Below are 16,437 nucleotides of genomic sequence, written 5' to 3' on the forward strand. Positions count from 1 at the left end.
GAGTTTTCCCTATGACTTTCATTTTCGTCTAATACGTAGCCCTCTTGGTTACCCGCGGTTCCACGAGCTGGCCGCGCAGTTCTTGCGCGCCCACCGGGCTGAATCAGCAGACGGCAAAGTCATTTCCCATTACCTGGCAGTTCTTCTTTCCAGAACACCGCACACGCCGTTGCTTACCGGTAACCATGCATTCACCTGTCTGCCCATAGACCTTTACTCCTTGCAAAGGACCACGAATGTTTGATGAACCAACCGAAACTGAACGCGCCACGTCGCAAAGTGGGGTCCACCCGCACTATTCTGGAAAGCGAAGTACTTCTAAGGAGACCATGACTAACTCCGAGTCACACGAGCACGATTCGGCATCGATGGATGATGCCCAGATCCAGGCCGCCATCGATCGAATTCTCGCAGCCGATGATGCGCAGAGCCCGCAGGTTCAGCACTTCGGCGAAGAAGAGAATTCCATTTTCGCTGGCCAGGCTACTGCACTGAACCGCTTTTCCTCAGGCCTCAGCAATTTCGACGGGGACCAGGAAGATCTGGAGGATCGCCGCGCGCTGCGTCGCGTCGCAGGCCTGTCCACGGAACTGGAAGACGTCACCGAGGTTGAATACCGCCAGCTGCGCTTGGAACGCGTCGTGCTGGCGGGCATCTGGAGCGATGGTACCGTCGCCGACGCCGAGAACTCCCTGCGCGAGCTCGCCGCCTTGGCGGAGACCGCAGGTTCCGAAGTCCTCGATGGCCTGGTGCAGCGCCGCAGCAAGCCGGACCCTTCGACCTTCCTCGGCTCGGGCAAGGCCGAAGAGCTGCGCGGAATCGTTGCGTCAACGGGTGCCGATACCGTGATTGTCGATGCAGAGCTGGCGCCATCGCAGCGCCGCGCCCTGGAAGACATCGTCAAGGTCAAGGTCATCGACCGCACCAGCCTGATCCTGGACATCTTTGCGCAGCATGCCCAATCGCGCGAGGGCAAGGCCCAGGTTGAACTGGCCCAGCTCGAATACCTGCTGCCACGTCTTCGCGGCTGGGGCGAATCGATGTCCCGCCAGGCCGGTGGCCGCGTAGGTGCCGCCGGTGGCGGCATCGGTTCGCGTGGACCGGGTGAAACCAAGATCGAGATGGACCGCCGCCGCATTCGCGACCGCATGGCGAAGCTGCGCCGCGAGATCAAGGCCATGAAGCCTGCGCGTGAAGCCAAGCGTGCCAACCGCAAGCGCAATGCGGTTCCAGCCGTGGCCATTGCCGGCTACACCAACGCCGGCAAATCCTCGCTGCTCAACCGCTTGACCAACGCCGGGGTGCTGGTGGAGAACGCGCTGTTCGCTACCCTGGATCCAACCGTCCGCCAGTCGGCGACCGAGGACGGGTTGACCTACACGCTGGCCGATACCGTCGGCTTCGTATCCAACCTCCCGACCCAGCTGGTGGAAGCCTTCCGATCCACGCTGGAGGAAATCGCCGATTCGGATCTCATCCTGCACGTCGTTGACGGGTCCCACCCTGATCCCGAAGGGCAGATCCAGGCCGTGCGCACCGTGCTCGGCGAAGTCGACGCGTTGAACATTCCAGAGATCATCGTGGTCAACAAGGCCGATGTGGCTGACCCGTTCGTCGTCGAACGCATCCGCAACCGGGAATCCAACACCGTGGTCGTCTCCGCGCACACCGGTGAAGGCATCCAGGAGCTGCTCGAAAAGATCAGCTCATCGATTCCACGCCCCGGCATCCAGCTTGAGGTGCTCATTCCCTACAACCGCGGGGATTTGATCGCCAAGCTGCACCAGAGCGAATCAGAGATCTTGGAAAGCGAACACCTGGAGGAGGGCACCCGGATGATCGTCAAGGTGCGCGATTCCCTAGCTGCAGAGTTGGAGACCTTCAACCTTCATGGATAAGCAAGAGCAGGCCCTGGGGCTCCTGGAGGCCGCGGTCACTTCCATGGGCGGTGCCATGCGCACCGGCCAGCAGGAAATGGTCAAGCATGTGGTCAGCGCGCTGGAAGATGAAAAGCACTTGCTGGTGCAGGCAGGCACCGGCACCGGCAAGTCGATGGGCTACCTGATTCCGGCGTTGGCCCACGCGCAGACCAGCGCCAAGCCGGTGATCGTCTCCACCGCGACCTTGGCGCTGCAATCGCAGATTGTCGGCCGTGACGTGCCGCGGTTGCTCGAATCGCTCAAGGGCAAGCTCTCGCGCCCGATGGATGTGGCCCTGCTCAAGGGACGCTCGAACTACCTGTGCCAGTACAAGCTCGGCGGCGGGTACCCGGATGACGAAGGCACGCTTTTCTCGATGGATGAGCCGGCAGCTCCTGCCGGCACCACCTATTCGCCGTTGGCCAGCGAGGTCATGAAGCTACGCGAATGGGCTGAAGAGACTGAGACCGGTGACCGCGATGAGCTGGTGCCCGGGGTCAGCGACAAGGCGTGGAAGCAGGTCTCGGTTTCGGCCATGGAGTGCTTGGGGTCGCAGAAGTGCCCGATGGCTGATGAATGCTTCTCGGAGATGGCTCGTGCCCGTGCCGCGGAGGCGGACGTGGTCATTACCAACCACGCCCTGCTGGCGGTATCGGCCTTCGAGGGGCTTTCGGTCCTCCCGGACTTCGAAGTCGCAATCATCGATGAGGCCCACGAACTGCAAGACCGCGTGACCAGCTCGGTGTCCGGGGCGCTCTCCGCACGCATGGTGCTCACCGCGGCAGGCGGCGCCAAACGCCATTGCGGAGTGAACGTGGACGAGATGGTCAAGGCGGCGAACCGCTTGGAGAAGTCGTTGACCGGTGTGCCCACGGGACTGCTGGAACATGGCCTGCGCGAAGACATGGGCATCGCCCTGAACGACATCGTGGAACAGGCCCGGCTGGCGTTGGCGCTGTCCAAGCCCGAAGCCAATGCACCGGCTGACGGCGGACGACAGACCGCCCGCTCCCAGCTGCAGGCGGTGATGGACGATGCGATTCGCATGCTCGAATCCGAAGAGCGCCGCGAGGTGCTGTACACCACCCGTCCGCGGGAGTTTGTCGAAGGCCGGGGCTACGTCGAAGCTGACGAGACCCAGCCAGCCACGTTGAACGTTGCCCCGTTGTCCGTTGCCGGCAAGCTGCGCGAAGGGCTTTTCGACGGGCGCACGGTCGTCTTGACCAGCGCTACCTTGGCTATCGGCGCGCAGTTCGACTCGGTCGCAGGCTCCCTGGGTCTGATGGGCGCCGGGGCTCCGTCCTGGACCGGCGTGGACGTCGGCAGTCCCTTCGATTACCCGAAGCAGGGCATCCTGTACGTAGCCAAGCATCTGCCCAAGCCGGGCCGCCAACTGGCTGCCGAGACGCTGGATGAGATCGAGGATCTCATCAAGGCCTCCGGCGGCGGTGCACTGGCTCTGTTCACTTCGAAACGCTCCGCCGAAGAAGCGGCAAGCATCTTGCGCGAACGCCTGGACGTGGAGATCCTGTGCCAGGGCGAGGGCAGCATGAAGTCGCTGGTCGAGCAGTTCAGCAGCGAACGCGACACCTGCCTGTTCGGAACCATGACCCTGTGGCAGGGCGTGGACGTGCCAGGAGATTCCTGCCGGCTGGTCATCATCGACAAGATCCCGTTCCCGCGCCCGGACGATCCGATCTCCAAAGCCCGTTCCGAGGACGTGGCCAAGCATGGCGGCAACGGCTTCATGCAGGTGGCCGCCACCCATGCGGCGATTCGCCTGGCACAGGGCGCTGGACGCCTGATTCGTTCGGTCGGGGACAAGGGCGTGGTGGCGATCCTCGATTCGCGCATGGCCACTGCACGGTACGGCAGCTTCTTGAAAGCGACGCTGCCGCCGATGTGGCCGACTGTCGACAAGAAGGTCATCACCGGAGTTCTCCAGCGCTTGAACCCGGACGGGAAATAGCCGCAGCCAGAGCACGAACTTGAGCTGTCCTCGGATTTGGGGCAGCTCAAGTTCTTTAAGCACTATCAGCAGGATGGTTGGAGATGCACTAAGGTCTGTGACAAGAACTGATGCCGCGTGAACCGGAAGGCACCATGGAGTCCATGCAGGAATTGGCACACCAAGCCGCCATCGACACCCATCAGCGTTTCGGACGGCGCGTCTTGCGGCTGCCCGGAACCTGGATTGGGCAGAGCTACAGCAGGGCGCACCGGTTGCGCGACGGAAGCTTGCTCAGCGATCTCAATGGCTGCGCGCACCCGTTTTCGGAGTGGAACTATTGGTGGCAGGCGCATTATCTGGATGCCATCATTGATGACGGCCACTCCTATCTGGCCGCAGGCGACGCGGAATCGGCGCGTGCCGAGCTGGCCCGGGCCAATCATCTGTTGCGTGGCATTCGAATTCGCAACTTCGGGATGCTGCCCAACTACTTCTTCGACGATATGGCGTGGCTTGCCTTGGCCAGCGGCCGTCTGGCGCAGTTCACGCTGGCCGTGACGGGAGAAGGAAACCACGCTGCTCAGACTGCAATGCGGGTGCTGGGAGAACAGCTTCAAGCTGGCATGGACGAGGTGCTGGGCGGCGGCCTGTACTGGTCGAAAAATCGGGATTTCAAGAATACGCCGGCCAATGCGCCGGCGGCCCTGTTCTTCGGCCGAACCGGCCAGGAGGACACCGCACGGCAGGTCCTCCAATGGCTGGAGAAGAACCTGTTCAGCGCCGAGCGTGGGCTGTATCTGGACGGGCTGCGGTTGACCAGCCAGGGGCACACGATGGAGCCAGCGGTCTATACATATAACCAGGGCACGGTGCTAGGCGCGTTGCTTGAGCTTGGCGAGCCAGCCGATCTGGCTCACGCCCAGGTGCTGATCGATGCGACCACGCACTCGCTGTCTTCCGCGGCCCGAGTACTCGCGTTCAACCGCGGGGGAGACGGGAACCTTTTTGCCGGAATCCTGTGCCGGTATCTGGCCCTCGCCGCGAAAGATCACCGCTTGGAAGCACCAAGCAGGGAGCAGGCCAGGCAACTGGTCACGGCAACTGCAGGCCATCTGATCGACCAGGAACCGCGCCGGCTCTCGGCGGCAGTCCAGCGCTGGATGATCTTCGCCGCGGCCGCCCAGATCGAGCTCGAGGCCGGCGAGTAGCTGATTAAACGAAAATTGCGCTGGTGCAAAGCACCAGCGCAATATCCACACGAAATCTAGAGTGAGCGCATGACCGAGACGACCCGTCCCATGATCTTTGCTGCATCACCCAAAATCGGTTCGTAGCGCGAGTTCTGTGGAAGCAGCCAAGTATGCCCATCACGCTGCCGGAAGGTCTTGACGGTCGCTTCCTCGTCCAGCAGGGCTGCGACGATGTCGCCGTTGTCTGCCGTCTGCTGTCGGCGGACAACTACCCAGTCGCCATCGCAAATCGCGGCGTCAACCATTGAATCGCCGGAAACCTTGAGCATGAACAGTTCCCCGTGGCCCACGAGCTGACGAGGCAACGAGAAAACATCTTCGACGGACTGTTCTGCCAGGATCGGACCGCCAGCAGCAATACGGCCAACCAGCGGAACCATGGTGGTGTCAGCAGAAGTGCTCAGCTCAATGATCTTGGCGTCTTCGCTGGCAGCCGGCTCGACCGGCTCCGAGACCTCGGCCTTTTCGGCATCGTCGGACAATTGCAGCGGAAGCAGGATTTCCATCGCGCGCGGACGGCGTGGGTCTCGACGGATATAGCCGAGCTTTTCCAACTGGCTCAACTGGTGGGTCACGCTCGAAAGACTCTTGAGTCCGACAGCGTCGCCAATCTCACGCATCGATGGCGGATAACCGTTCTTGCCGATAGACCGCTGGATCGTCTCAAGGATCTTCTTTTGGCGAATCGTCAGCGAACGTGCATTCGATCGGGGAGTGCGTTGTGATGCTGACATGAGATTTTGCCTTCCCTAGCAATCATTCGAAAGTTTGCGTGTCCAAACTGTCGGAGCTAGATGGTGAGATGTTTTCATTGCTCGTCTACTTCGAAATCTTAGTAGATAAGCGAGCTTCTTTCAAAGATTTGTTCGAAAACTTCTGGACAAGTTCCGCGAATCTCTGTTAGAACAGATATACGAGGTTCGAACAAGTTTTCGAATCCGTTCTTTCGAATAAAAATTCGCATCACTTGAATTTCTTGAGGAGACAACGTCATGGCTACCGTCGCACTTGACTCAGATCAGACCCAAGCGCCGCTGAAAATCCGCATCAACCGCCGCGGTTGGGCTGTGCTGGTGGGGATGCCCGTTTTCGCACTCACGATCGCTGCTGCTTTCTTCTTCTCCATGTTCGCCTCTGACGCGCATGCCGCGGCAGAAGATCCTGCTGGGGTTGGAACCATCGATGTCACCGTGATCCCCGGGGATACGCTATGGAGTTTGGCTCGCGACTATGCCACCGGTTACGACGTGACTTCCGCAGTTGGCCACATCGCGGAGCTCAACGCCTTGGACGGCAGCGAAATCCAGGTTGGAGATACCTTGTCGATTCCGGTCCTCGCCGGTTAGCTTCCCCCGCTGGCTAGAGTTTGTTACCTGCAGCCGTAGCGGATTCACTGGCGGGCTCGCTGCGCACGTAGACTTGATGCGTGAATGACCGCAGTGAACTTTTGAGTCAGCTGCCCTTGCGTGAGAATCTCCGCGGGCTATCCCCTTATGGCGCACCGCAAATTGACGTGCCGATCCAGCTGAACGTCAACGAGAACACCCATCCGTTGCCACCGGTAGTCGTAGACGCCATTGCCCAGGAAGTGGCCAAGGCAGCGGCAAGTCTGAATCGCTATCCCGACCGCGAGTTCACCGAGCTTCGTGAACTTCTTGCCGATTACCTCGGCCACTCGCTCACCAAGGAGAACATCTGGGCCGCGAACGGTTCGAATGAAATCCTGCAGCAGATCCTGCAAGCCTTCGGTGGTCCAGGCCGTACCGTGATGAGCTTCGGCCCCACCTACTCCATGTACCCGCTGTTGGCCAGTGGTACTGATACCACCTATATCGCCGGTGAACGCGCCGAGGATTTCACCCTGTCCGCCGAATCTGCAGCCGCGCAGGTCCACGAGCACAAACCGAATATCGTGTTCCTGTGCTCGCCGAACAACCCAACCGGCACCGCCCTTGGCCTTGATGTCATCACGGCCGTGTACGAAGCCATGAGCGAGCACAACGGCATGGTGATCGTTGACGAGGCGTACGCCGAATTCTCCTTGGCCAGCACCAAGTCCGCACTGAGTCTGCTTGAAGGCCGCCAGCGATTGATCGTCTCGCGCACCATGTCCAAGGCATTCGGCCTAGCCGGCGCACGCGTCGGCTACCTGGCCGCCGCGCCAGAGGTCACCGATGCCATCCGCTTGGTGCGGCTGCCGTACCACCTGTCGGCCGTGACCCAGGCAACGGCGATCGCCGCCTTGAAGAACATCGAGTTGCTGCTGGCGCAGGTCGAAGACATCAAGTCCCAGCGTGACCGCATCGTCGCGCGCTTGAAGGAACTGGGCCTGAAGCCATCGGTCTCCGACTCCAACTTCGTCTTCTTCGGTGGCGTCGAAGACCCCCACGCTATTTGGGAAGGCCTGTTGGAAGCCGGCATCATCATCCGCGACAATGGAATTCCGGGGACCTTGCGTGTTACGGCCGGAACCGAATCAGAAACCACAGCCTTCTTGGAACGACTTGCCGAACTGCTCGGCTCGCAGAAGTAATCAAAGACAAGCGAAGGAAGACATGTCTGCCGAATTGATTGGCGCACGTCGCGCCCGCATGGAACGCGTGACCAGCGAATCGTCCGTATTCGTTGAATTGGATCTCGATGGAACCGGCGTCTCGGAGATCAGCACCTCGGTGCCGTTCTATGACCACATGCTGACTGCGCTCTCCAAGCATTCGCTCATCGACCTCACCGTGCGTGCTACCGGCGATACCCACATCGATGTCCACCACACCGTTGAGGACACCGCGATCACCATCGGCGAAGTGCTGCGCGTGGCGCTGGGCAACAAGGCAGGCATCCGCCGCTTCGGCACCTCCTACGCTCCGCTGGACGAGGCGCTGTCCCGTTCAGTCGTCGATGTCTCGGGCCGGCCATACCTCGTGCACTCCGGCGAGCCTGCTGGTCAGGAATACCACTTGATCGGCGGGCACTTCACCGGCTCGATGACCCGCCACGTCTTCGAAGCCATCACCTTCCACGCACAGATCTGCGCTCACATCGAGGTGCTCTCGGGCCGCGACCCGCACCACATTGTCGAAGCGCAATTCAAGTCCTTCGCCCGCGCCTTGCGCGAAGCCGTAGAGCGCGATGAGCGCATGGGCGACAAGATCCCATCCACGAAGGGTGCCCTGTAAGTGGAGAAGAAAACAGTAGTTGTCCTGGACTACGGTTCAGGCAACGTCCGATCCGCCGTGCGCGCCTTGGAAGCCGCCGGCGCCGAGGTGGAACTGACCGCAGACCCGAAGAAGATCGTGGCTGCCGACGGACTGGTAGTCCCGGGAGTCGGCGCCTACGCCTCGGTCATGGAACAGTTGACCGCAACCGGGTCCCTGCGCTGGATCGGCCGCCGCATCGCCGGTGGCCTGCCCGTCTTGGGGATCTGCGTGGGCCACCAGGTCTTCTTTGAAGAAGGCGTGGAGCACGGGGTGAAAACCGAAGGCATCGGCGAATGGCCGGGCAAGGTTGAACGCCTCCAGTCGGATGTCATTCCGCACATGGGCTGGAACACGGTGCGCCCGCCGGAAGGATCCAAGCTTTTCGCAGGCATCGAGGACGAGCGATTCTACTTCGTGCACTCCTACGCTGTGCAGAAGTGGGAATTCGACGTCACCCAGCCAGCGATGACCCCGCCGCAGGTGACCTGGTCGACGCACGGGACGCCATTCGTGGCCGCCGTCGAGAACGGCCCGCTCTCGGCAGTCCAGTTCCACCCGGAGAAGTCCGGCGACGCTGGCGCACAGCTGCTGCGCAACTGGTTGGGGACACTCTAGGCATGTGGAGCCTCATCTTGGGTGTTATCGGGGCCTTCCTGATCGGCGGGGCCATTTCGCTGAAGAACCAGAAGGCCCATATTTCATGGATCATCGCGCTCTGGGTGCTTGCAGGCATGAGCCTGATCGCAGCCTGGGCCCTGACCTACTAACCACTTTTTACTTCTTCACTAAGGACATCATGAGCGAGCAACCAATCCTCGAACTCCTGCCTGCGGTAGATATCGCCGGCGGCCAGGCAGTGCGCCTGGTCCAGGGCGAAGCCGGTTCAGAGACCGGATACGGCGACCCGCTGGAAGCTGCGCTTTCCTGGCAGAACGCCGGGGCCGAATGGCTGCACCTGGTCGACCTGGACGCAGCCTTCGACCGCGGAAGCAATGTCGAGATCGTCCAGCGCATTGCCAAGGAACTGAACATCAAGGTCGAGCTCTCCGGCGGCATCCGCGACGACGCCTCCCTGGAACGTGCACTGGAATTCGGCGCTACCCGCGTCAACCTCGGTACCGCCGCACTGGAAAACCCGGAATGGACGAAGCAGGCCATCGCCCGCCACGGCGACAAGATCGCCGTGGGCATGGACGTGCGCGGAACCACCTTGTCCGGCCACGGTTGGACCAAGGACGGCGGCGACCTGTGGGACGTCCTAGCTCGCTTGGAAGACGCCGGATGCGCCCGCTATGTTGTCACCGACGTGACCAAGGACGGCACGCTGCGCGGTCCAAACGTTGAACTGCTGCGCGAAATCGCTGCCAAGACCAGCAAGCCGATTGTCGCCTCGGGCGGCATCTCCTCGCTCGAAGACCTCCGCGTCTTGCGTGAGCTGGTTCCTGAAGGCATCGAAGGCGCCATCATGGGCAAGGCGCTGTACTCAGGCCAGTTCACCTTGCAAGAAGCGCTCGATGTGGCAGGCCGCCGCTAGGCACCAAGCACCATCCGCGAAAGGCGATTCAGAAGCTCCCTGCTTCTGAATCGCCTTTCCATTTGTGAAGCCAGATTCCTGCAATACCTTCTCCTGGCAGCGATGGCGCACAGCTGGCAGGGGATGAAATCTGAAATGCCCCGCTCGGGGTGTCCAAGCTCATGAATGCAGTTTTGGAACTTCCTGCCAACAACCTCGAAACCACCGATAGCATGGAGCTATGAGCACCGAGCAACCTGAATCTGCACCCAAACGCCATCTGCCGGGACATATTGTCGCTGCGCTGGCGCAGGCAGGTTCAAAAACCGACTCTGCCGGCCAGGATTGGGAAGGCCGCGACCTGAGCGGCGAAGGCAACCCCCTGCATAACTTCGACAAGGACGACGGCAAGGCCGACGCCAATGTCGTTGCCGCCTTGGCAGCCTTGCGAGCCGGCACCGCGGGGGAGGGCGAAGTGCATCAATCCTTGTCACAGGCGCGCGTTTTCGTTGCGGTGGTCGCCCAGCTCGGTGAAGAAGCGATGACTGAACACGGCTTCGCCTCCGATAAGGAAGCCGATATGGCGCTGGTGAAGATCAAGGCTCCGGATGGCCGCATGGCCCTGCCGATCTTCACCACAGTTGAACGGCTTCAGACGTGGCACAAGGAAGCTCGGCCGGTGGCGGTCTACGCCCCGCGGGCGGCCCTCTCGGCAGTCAGCGAGGAATGCCAGCTGCTGGTCCTCGATCCCGGAAGCGATTTCACCTTCGTGCTTCGACGACCCGGGGTCTGGAACCTGGCTAAGCAGATCGAGTGGATTCCGAGTTATCAGAATCAGCAGATCGCCAACCTGGTGCAGGATGCAACCGAAGGCTTCAGCCAGTTGCAGACCGTCAAGGTTGCCCCGGGCAGGGGAGTCGGCTCCCGCAGCAAGGACGGGCAAGTTGTCCTTGGCGGAGGTTCCGGACCGGAACTCAACCTGCAGTTCGTCTTTGCTCCTGGAACGAGCGAGAACGACGCACGCGAGGCAACTCGCGCAATCCACGGGCGTTTGTCCCAGAACACCGAATTCGCTGAAGCAGTGGATTCCCTCGAACTCAGTTTGCACAGCGCGCCGAGCTAGACCGGCGGGCTCCTTTTGACCAGATAAGGAACTTTCCGGGCATGAAAAGCTATTGGCAGATCCTGCGCCAGCCGCAGATCTCACTGTTGTTGCTGATTGGCATGATTGCCCGCCTGCCGCACTCTGCCTTGAGCATGCTGCTGCTCCTGCATCTGGTGAACAACCTCGACCAATCCTGGGTTTCAGCGGGCCTGGTCACGGCAGTCATGACCCTGGGCATCGCCATCGGCGCCCCCTGGCGCGGAGCCCGCGTGGATGTCTGGGGACTGCGCCGCGCGATGATCCCCTCGGTGATCGTCGAAACCCTCGTCTGGTGCACGGTGCCCCATGTTCCGCTGGTTTGGGTCTACCCCTTGGCCTTCATCGGCGGGCTCTTCGCACTGCCGGTCTTCTCCGTGGTGCGTACCGCCCTGGGCATCATGACCACCGGTGAGCAGCGCCGTACCGCCTTCGCCCTGGACGCAACCGCCACCGAACTGGTGTTCATCGTCGGCCCGGCCAGTGCCGGCATTGTCGCCACCCAGGTCAGCAGCGTCATCGGCTTGAGCGTAATTGGCGTAACCTCGACGGTGGCCGGTTTGGCGCTGATGATACTGAATCCGCCAACACGCAGCGACGACCCCAAGGCGATTGCTTCGCGGGCCAACGTGCACGAAGAACGCCTGGGCGCGGAAGCCAGCTTCATTGCCGCCGCACCGATGGGCGTGCCCGAAGTCGAAGGCGAGCTGATTGCCGCCGGCATGAAATCCGCCCGTGCCCGGATCAAGCAGCGCGGACGCAACTTCAAGAACCGTTTCAACTGGGTCAGCGCTTCGGTCCTGGCGGTCTTCATCGCCTCGGCCGGAGCGGGCATGCTGCTCACCGGCACCGAGGTGGCCATCGTGGCCGAACTGGATGCGTCGGCGCAAAGCCACCAGCTTGGGCTGGTGTTCTTCTTCTGGTGCGGCGCCTCGCTGATGGGCGGCCTGATCTACGGGTCGATGACCCGGGTCATCTCTCCGCTGGTGCTGCTGCTGAGCATGGCAGTGCTGACCATACCGATGTATTTCGCGTGGGATACCTGGTCATTGGCGCTGTTCTCCGCCCTGCCCGGCTTCCTCTGCGCGCCAACTCTGTCGGCGGCTTCCGAATGGCTCACCGACCTGGTGGCCGAAAAGCGCCGCGGCGAAGCCATGGGCTGGTACGGTTCGGCGATGACCGCGGGTACCGCGCTGGGCTCTCCAATCACCGGCATCTTCGTCGACAACCTCGGTCCGGCCCCTGCCTTCATCGGCATCAGCACGATGGCCGCGCTGGTTGTAGTGATCGCGCTGATCGCCCAGCAGATCCGCCGTCGCGTGCGCCGTGCCCGCCGCCGTCGCCTGGAAACGATCGCCTAGGCGCGAGGCGCTGGCCTGAGCCGCGAGTACATGTACATGTCCTTGCGGTCGGAGCCCACCCGTTCCCAGCTGCGCAGCAACCCTTCGCGCTGGAAGCCGCAGGCTTCGGCGGTCCGCCACGACCCCTCGTTCCAGGGCTCCACGTAGAGCTCCACCCGTTCGATGCCCGGATGCTCCAAGCCCCAGCCCGCCAGCGCCGTCAATGCCTGCTTGGCAATGCCCCGGCGCCGGAACCCTGGGGCGATCCAATATCCGATGCTTGCCCGGCCCTGATGGGCATCGCGCAGCCAGAGGCCGATCTGCCCGGCGGCAGCATTTGTCATCGCGTCGGCGATGGCAAATGAGTAGCCGCTGCCCTCGGCGACCCGGCGATGCTGGCGTTCGATGAATGCCGCGTAGTCCGCTTCGGTCCCTTGTGCCGGGACAGTGGTGATCCGAGGAATGTACGGGTCGGCGGACGCCTGCCGCACGGTGGGGATATCGCTGGGCTGGAAGGGACGCAGGCGGTAGGCCCCGGCGTCCAGCACTGGCTGTTCGAGCATCTTCATGCTTCCAACCTAGCCGGTGATCCAAACAACAATGGACCCGTTTCCCGAAGGAAACGAGTCCATGATGTTAATCTCTTAAAATTCAGCCAATATTACCTAGTTGACCGGTCCGGTGAACTTCTCGCCCGGGCCCTTGCCTGGTGCATCGGGGATGATCGAAGCTTCGCGGAAGGCGAGCTGGAGGCTGCGCAGGCCGTCGCGCAAAGGCGCTGCGTGCTGCGAGCCGATCTCCGGCGCACCGGCGGTGACTAGGCCTGCCAGTGCGGTGATCAGCTTGCGGGCCTCATCGAGATCCTTCAGCTCATTGGCATCTTCGCCCTCTGCAAGGCCGCACTTGACGGCAGCTGCACTCATCAGGTGGACAGCGGCGGTGGTGATGATTTCAACTGCTGCAACTTCAGCGATATCGCGCACCTGCTGGTCCACGGAGTGCTGGTGCGAGTTGGTGTCTTCGTTAGTCATACTGCTAAGCTTGTCACAGACCGACTCGATGCCGGTACTTCTCGCAGTTCTCCAGTTAGCCCTGGACGAGGGATTCGTACTAGTATTGAGCCATGCAAGTGGAGGCCAACTCCCACCCGCTGTCGCCGTTTCAGGCTTCCGGGTAATTCGGCAGGATCGCAGCAATGCGATCCCCTAGCGCTTACGCGGGAACTTTCCCGTGTTCGGCTATGTCGTTCTTTCTGGCCTTCGCCTGCAATCGCAGACGGAGGCCTTCTTTGTTTGCGGTCATGGATTACGAATTTCAGGAGTGACACATCAGCGATCCACGCATTAACGAGCGCATTCGCGTGCCAGAGGTACGTCTCGTCGGCCCTAATGGTGAGCAGGTAGGCATCGTCCGCATTGAGGACGCGCTTCGTCTTGCTCTCGAGTCCGATCTGGACTTGGTCGAGGTGGCACCCAGCGCCAAGCCTCCAGTGTGCAAATTGATGGATTTCGGCAAGTACAAGTACGAAGCCGCCGTCAAGGCTCGCGAAGCTCGTAAGAACCAGACCAACACGGTCTTGAAGGAAGTCCGCTTCCGCCTGAAGATCGACACCCACGACTACGAGACCAAGGTCGGCCACGCACTGCGCTTCTTGGGCGCAGGCGACAAGGTCAAGGCCATGATCCAGTTCCGTGGTCGTGAGCAGCAGCGACCAGAAATGGGCATCCGCTTGCTTGAAAAGTTTGCAGCAGACGTCGCCGAAGTTGGGGTCATTGAGTCCAGCCCGCGCATCGATGGCCGAAACATGGTCATGGTTGTTGGTCCGCTGAAGAACAAGGCAGAGGCTCGCCGCGAGCAGCAGCAGAAGTCGGGTGGCCGCAATTCGGCCAAGCGCAAGATCCGCACCGACGCTCCGGTTGAGACCGAGGGCCAGAATGTCGCAGCTTCCATGGATGATGACGCCCGCGCCAAGCTGGAGCAGGCACGTCAGGCAGCTGAAGGCGACGCCTAGCCAAGCCTGTTGGGCTTTCGGGCCCGTCACCGTTCACGGTGAAGGAACTTCCTCCGGGAAGATCCAACTACAAGAGAACAACAGCGGTCACCTTTATCGGGGCCCGCTTCGGATGATCCCCACCCGGTGCCTTACCGGGTGGAGCACGTAAGGAGAACGGCAGCTATGCCGAAGTTCAAGACTCACAGTGGCGCCAAGAAGCGCTTCAAGCTCACCGGCAGCGGTAAGCTCGCTCGCCAGCAGGCCAACCGTCGCCACTACCTGGAGCACAAGTCCTCGCGCGTTACCCGTCGCCTGGCTTCTGACCAGATCGTCGCCAAGGCCGATGTGAAGACCATCAAGCGGATGCTGGGCCTCTAAGCTCTCCCTTTCGCACTACGGGGAAGCAATACCCCACCACCCATAGATTTCACCCATCCCGCGGCATTGCGGGCACTGGGGAACTGACTTGAAGGAGTACACACGTGGCACGTGTGAAGCGGGCAGTAAACGCCCACAAGAAGCGTCGCGTCGTTCTGGAACGCGCAAAGGGTTACCGCGGTCAGCGTTCGCGCCTGTACCGTAAGGCCAAGGAGCAGCTGCTCCACTCGTTCGTTTACAGCTTCAACGACCGCCGTAAGCGCAAGGGCGACTTCCGCCGCCTGTGGATCCAGCGCATCAACGCTGCATCCCGCGCCAACGGCATGACCTACAACCGCCTGATCCAGGGCCTGAAGGCTGCCCAGATCGAGGTTGACCGCCGCATGCTCGCAGAGCTGGCTGTTTCGGACTCGAACGCTTTCGCCACCCTGGTGAAGGTTGCAAAGGACGCTCTTCCAGCTGACGTCAACGCACCAAAGGCTGCTGCTGAGGTTGCTGCCCCTAAGGCTGAGAAGGCTCCAAAGGCTGCTGCCAAGGCTGTCGAGGGTGAAGGCGTAATCAAGGCTGTTGAAGGCGAAGACGCTCCTGAGGGCTTCGTCATCAAGGGCAACGCCGGCTCGAACAAGTACCACGTTCCAGGTTCGACCTGGTACGAGCAGACTGAAGCAGAGTACTGGTTCAACTCCATCGAAGCTGCCAAGGCTGCAGGCTTCGAACCAGCTGGCGGAGAATCCCGTCAGCAGATGAAGTAAATCTCTTCTCCCTTTGAGCTGAGGCTCAGGTAGGACAGATCACAACGAAGGACGGGTCCCGCGCATAGCGCGGACCCGTCCTTTGCGTGCATCTACCGGTATTCTCGAGTCATGAGCAGTTTTCCTCCAGAAGTGATGTCCAATCCACGCGCTGAACGGGTCAAGGCCATCGCGCGGCTGGCCAAGATCAAGGGCCGCGAAGCCACCGGTGAATACCTCGCCGAAGGCCCGCAGGCTGTTCGCGAAGCGCTCAAGGCCCATCTGGAGGACGACAACCTGGTCCAAGGCGTCTACGCCGTCGGCGGCTTCCTGGAAAGCCACGAGGAATTCGCGCAGCTGCTCGACGAGGCGAAGGTGCCAACCCGCATCGTCACCGGCGAGGTGCTGCACGCCATGGCCGACACCCAGACCCCGCAGGGCATCCTCGCGGTCGTCGCCATGTCCCAGCCGCAGCTGAGCGAGGTGCTGGACACCAAGCCGAAGCTGATCGCCGTGCTCTGCCGCGTGCAGGATCCGGGCAACGCCGGCACCATCCTGCGCGCCGCCGATGCCGCCGGAGCTGATGCGGTGATCCTGACCAAGGGCAGCGTGGACATCTACAACCCGAAGGCCGTGCGCTCCACCGCCGGCTCGCTGTTCCACCTGCCGGTACTGAGCAACATCGAATTCGACCACCTGGTCGCCGCCGCGAAGAGCACCGGAAGCCAAGTGCTGGCAGCCGACGGCTATGCCGCCCACAACCTCGATACCCTGCAGGATGCCGCCGTGCTGCGTGCACACCAACCGGGCACCGCCGCGCCCGAAGGCCAGCCGGTGCTCGAAGCGCCCACCCTGTGGCTGTTCGGCAACGAAGGCCAAGGCCTGGACGAGCACGAGAAGGATGCCGCCGACTACCGAGTGGCAGTGCCGCTCTACGGTGTCGCCGAATCCCTGAACGTGGGGACCGCATCCACCGTCTGCCTGTACGCCTCGGCCCGCGCCCAGCGCTAGGCGCAGAGGAGCA

At 61.8% G+C, this 16,437-nt stretch carries 18 protein-coding genes; 15 read left to right on the forward strand and 3 right to left on the reverse strand.

Going from position 1 to position 16,437, the window contains the following annotated elements:
* Nucleotides 1-329 precede the first annotated feature (329 nt).
* The 3 genes from hflX to ANI01nite_RS09205 all read left to right on the forward strand — a co-directional run bounded on the left by hflX (nucleotide 330) and on the right by ANI01nite_RS09205 (nucleotide 5,078).
* A complete protein-coding gene (gene hflX, locus ANI01nite_RS09195; protein WP_038992598.1) occupies nucleotides 330-1,898 on the forward strand; it encodes a GTPase HflX in 1,569 nt (522 codons plus the stop codon).
* A complete protein-coding gene (locus tag ANI01nite_RS09200) occupies nucleotides 1,891-3,888 on the forward strand; it encodes an ATP-dependent DNA helicase (protein ID WP_038992597.1) in 1,998 nt (665 codons plus the stop codon). The genes hflX and ANI01nite_RS09200 overlap by 8 nt, the downstream gene beginning before the upstream one ends.
* 110 nt (nucleotides 3,889-3,998) lie before the next feature.
* The gene (locus ANI01nite_RS09205; protein ID WP_141357548.1) at nucleotides 3,999-5,078 is read left to right on the forward strand and encodes a glycoside hydrolase family 76 protein; all 1,080 of its coding nucleotides are present in this window, start codon (nucleotides 3,999-4,001) and stop codon (nucleotides 5,076-5,078) included.
* A gap of 56 nt (nucleotides 5,079-5,134) precedes the next feature.
* Here the strand turns inward: ANI01nite_RS09205 and lexA are convergent, their stop codons facing one another.
* Complete coding sequence (gene lexA / locus ANI01nite_RS09210) at nucleotides 5,135-5,854, reverse strand: transcriptional repressor LexA (RefSeq protein ID WP_073706797.1); 720 nt, start codon at nucleotides 5,852-5,854, stop codon at nucleotides 5,135-5,137.
* 258 nt (nucleotides 5,855-6,112) lie between these two features.
* Here lexA and ANI01nite_RS09215 point away from each other — a divergent pair, with 258 nt between their 5' ends.
* The 8 genes from ANI01nite_RS09215 to ANI01nite_RS09245 all read left to right on the forward strand — a co-directional run bounded on the left by ANI01nite_RS09215 (nucleotide 6,113) and on the right by ANI01nite_RS09245 (nucleotide 12,332).
* Nucleotides 6,113-6,466: a LysM peptidoglycan-binding domain-containing protein gene (locus tag ANI01nite_RS09215; protein ID WP_052253918.1), complete on the forward strand. Its 354-nt coding sequence runs from the start codon at nucleotides 6,113-6,115 to the stop codon at nucleotides 6,464-6,466.
* 80 nt (nucleotides 6,467-6,546) lie between these two features.
* A complete protein-coding gene (locus ANI01nite_RS09220) occupies nucleotides 6,547-7,653 on the forward strand; it encodes a histidinol-phosphate transaminase (RefSeq protein WP_141357550.1) in 1,107 nt (368 codons plus the stop codon).
* A gap of 22 nt (nucleotides 7,654-7,675) precedes the next feature.
* Complete coding sequence (hisB, locus tag ANI01nite_RS09225) at nucleotides 7,676-8,296, forward strand: imidazoleglycerol-phosphate dehydratase HisB (RefSeq protein ID WP_013348471.1); 621 nt, start codon at nucleotides 7,676-7,678, stop codon at nucleotides 8,294-8,296.
* Complete coding sequence (gene hisH / locus ANI01nite_RS09230) at nucleotides 8,297-8,932, forward strand: imidazole glycerol phosphate synthase subunit HisH (protein ID WP_038993703.1); 636 nt, start codon at nucleotides 8,297-8,299, stop codon at nucleotides 8,930-8,932. It begins immediately after the preceding gene.
* A 2-nt stretch (nucleotides 8,933-8,934) separates the two neighbouring features.
* Complete coding sequence (locus tag ANI01nite_RS16690) at nucleotides 8,935-9,084, forward strand: CG2302 family histidine operon protein (protein ID WP_162989234.1); 150 nt, start codon at nucleotides 8,935-8,937, stop codon at nucleotides 9,082-9,084.
* 29 nt (nucleotides 9,085-9,113) lie between these two features.
* Nucleotides 9,114-9,851, forward strand: a complete 738-nt coding sequence (gene priA / locus ANI01nite_RS09235) for a bifunctional 1-(5-phosphoribosyl)-5-((5-phosphoribosylamino)methylideneamino)imidazole-4-carboxamide isomerase/phosphoribosylanthranilate isomerase PriA (protein WP_038993701.1) — start codon at nucleotides 9,114-9,116, stop codon at nucleotides 9,849-9,851.
* Nucleotides 9,852-10,071: 220 nt separating this feature from the next.
* Nucleotides 10,072-10,953, forward strand: a complete 882-nt coding sequence (locus tag ANI01nite_RS09240; RefSeq protein WP_128469885.1) for an SseB family protein — start codon at nucleotides 10,072-10,074, stop codon at nucleotides 10,951-10,953.
* A gap of 41 nt (nucleotides 10,954-10,994) precedes the next feature.
* Nucleotides 10,995-12,332: an MFS transporter gene (locus ANI01nite_RS09245; RefSeq protein ID WP_141357552.1), complete on the forward strand. Its 1,338-nt coding sequence runs from the start codon at nucleotides 10,995-10,997 to the stop codon at nucleotides 12,330-12,332.
* Here ANI01nite_RS09245 and ANI01nite_RS09250 read toward each other — a convergent pair.
* Entirely contained in the window at nucleotides 12,329-12,880 is a 552-nt protein-coding gene (locus ANI01nite_RS09250) for a GNAT family N-acetyltransferase (RefSeq protein WP_141357554.1), read from the reverse strand. The genes ANI01nite_RS09245 and ANI01nite_RS09250 overlap by 4 nt on opposite strands.
* A gap of 96 nt (nucleotides 12,881-12,976) precedes the next feature.
* Complete coding sequence (locus ANI01nite_RS09255; RefSeq protein ID WP_038993696.1) at nucleotides 12,977-13,342, reverse strand: DUF1844 domain-containing protein; 366 nt, start codon at nucleotides 13,340-13,342, stop codon at nucleotides 12,977-12,979.
* A gap of 329 nt (nucleotides 13,343-13,671) precedes the next feature.
* Here ANI01nite_RS09255 and infC point away from each other — a divergent pair, with 329 nt between their 5' ends.
* The 4 genes from infC to ANI01nite_RS09275 all read left to right on the forward strand — a co-directional run bounded on the left by infC (nucleotide 13,672) and on the right by ANI01nite_RS09275 (nucleotide 16,424).
* Nucleotides 13,672-14,322, forward strand: coding sequence for a translation initiation factor IF-3 (gene infC, locus ANI01nite_RS09260; RefSeq protein ID WP_038993694.1), 651 nt, complete (start codon nucleotides 13,672-13,674; stop codon nucleotides 14,320-14,322).
* Between the two features lie 165 nt (nucleotides 14,323-14,487).
* Nucleotides 14,488-14,682 (forward strand): 50S ribosomal protein L35, encoded by a 195-nt coding sequence (gene rpmI, locus ANI01nite_RS09265; protein WP_013348480.1) that lies wholly within the window; start codon nucleotides 14,488-14,490, stop codon nucleotides 14,680-14,682.
* A gap of 104 nt (nucleotides 14,683-14,786) precedes the next feature.
* Nucleotides 14,787-15,434: a 50S ribosomal protein L20, sunset domain variant gene (rplT, locus tag ANI01nite_RS09270; RefSeq protein WP_038993693.1), complete on the forward strand. Its 648-nt coding sequence runs from the start codon at nucleotides 14,787-14,789 to the stop codon at nucleotides 15,432-15,434.
* A 111-nt stretch (nucleotides 15,435-15,545) separates the two neighbouring features.
* Nucleotides 15,546-16,424: a TrmH family RNA methyltransferase gene (locus ANI01nite_RS09275; protein ID WP_121866479.1), complete on the forward strand. Its 879-nt coding sequence runs from the start codon at nucleotides 15,546-15,548 to the stop codon at nucleotides 16,422-16,424.
* The last annotated feature ends 13 nt before the right edge of the window (nucleotides 16,425-16,437 follow it).

The sequence above is a fragment of the Glutamicibacter nicotianae genome (assembly GCF_006539525.1).
GTDB classification, from domain to species: Bacteria; Actinomycetota; Actinomycetes; order Actinomycetales; family Micrococcaceae; genus Glutamicibacter; species Glutamicibacter nicotianae.

Coding starts and splice junctions, on each gene's coding strand:
- hflX (WP_038992598.1), top strand. CDS start 330: ATGACTAACTCCGAGTCACACGAGCACGATTCGGCATCGATGGATGAT.
- ANI01nite_RS09200 (WP_038992597.1), top strand. CDS start 1,891: ATGGATAAGCAAGAGCAGGCCCTGGGGCTCCTGGAGGCCGCGGTCACT.
- ANI01nite_RS09205 (WP_141357548.1), top strand. CDS start 3,999: ATGCCGCGTGAACCGGAAGGCACCATGGAGTCCATGCAGGAATTGGCA.
- lexA (WP_073706797.1), bottom strand. CDS start 5,854: ATGTCAGCATCACAACGCACTCCCCGATCGAATGCACGTTCGCTGACG.
- ANI01nite_RS09215 (WP_052253918.1), top strand. CDS start 6,113: ATGGCTACCGTCGCACTTGACTCAGATCAGACCCAAGCGCCGCTGAAA.
- hisB (WP_013348471.1), top strand. CDS start 7,676: ATGTCTGCCGAATTGATTGGCGCACGTCGCGCCCGCATGGAACGCGTG.
- ANI01nite_RS16690 (WP_162989234.1), top strand. CDS start 8,935: ATGTGGAGCCTCATCTTGGGTGTTATCGGGGCCTTCCTGATCGGCGGG.
- priA (WP_038993701.1), top strand. CDS start 9,114: ATGAGCGAGCAACCAATCCTCGAACTCCTGCCTGCGGTAGATATCGCC.
- ANI01nite_RS09240 (WP_128469885.1), top strand. CDS start 10,072: ATGAGCACCGAGCAACCTGAATCTGCACCCAAACGCCATCTGCCGGGA.
- ANI01nite_RS09245 (WP_141357552.1), top strand. CDS start 10,995: ATGAAAAGCTATTGGCAGATCCTGCGCCAGCCGCAGATCTCACTGTTG.
- ANI01nite_RS09250 (WP_141357554.1), bottom strand. CDS start 12,880: ATGAAGATGCTCGAACAGCCAGTGCTGGACGCCGGGGCCTACCGCCTG.
- ANI01nite_RS09255 (WP_038993696.1), bottom strand. CDS start 13,342: ATGACTAACGAAGACACCAACTCGCACCAGCACTCCGTGGACCAGCAG.
- rpmI (WP_013348480.1), top strand. CDS start 14,488: ATGCCGAAGTTCAAGACTCACAGTGGCGCCAAGAAGCGCTTCAAGCTC.
- ANI01nite_RS09275 (WP_121866479.1), top strand. CDS start 15,546: ATGAGCAGTTTTCCTCCAGAAGTGATGTCCAATCCACGCGCTGAACGG.